Source organism: Psychrobacter sp. TB20-MNA-CIBAN-0197, assembly GCF_040309765.1.
Classification (GTDB): domain Bacteria; phylum Pseudomonadota; class Gammaproteobacteria; order Pseudomonadales; family Moraxellaceae; genus Psychrobacter; species Psychrobacter submarinus.
The window spans coordinates 1-250 of sequence record NZ_JBEOPC010001103.1 but is presented as its reverse complement, the minus strand read 5'-3'; the positions used below and the strand labels follow the sequence as shown (position 1 = coordinate 250).

1 protein-coding gene is annotated in these 250 nt (G+C 55.6%); it reads left to right on the top strand.

Annotated features, from left to right (window positions below):
- On the top strand, positions 1–250 hold a 250-nt coding region (locus AAEY83_RS17330), incomplete at both ends, for a 1-acyl-sn-glycerol-3-phosphate acyltransferase (RefSeq protein WP_351061153.1).

The following is a 250-nucleotide window of genomic DNA, read 5'->3' as shown; positions in this document are numbered from 1 at the left end:
CGTCAGCGGCCTGCAAGGTCTCGACTATCAACACTCGTACCTGATCACCAGCAACCACCAGAGCTGGGTGGATATTCTGGTGCTGCAATACGTGCTCAATCGCAAGATTCAACCGCTGAAGTTTTTCCTCAAGCAGGAGCTGATCTGGGTGCCGGTGATTGGCCTGGCCTGGTGGGCGCTGGGCTTTCCGTTCATGAAGCGCTACTCCAAGGCGTACCTGGAAAAACACCCGGAGAAGAAAGGCAAGGAC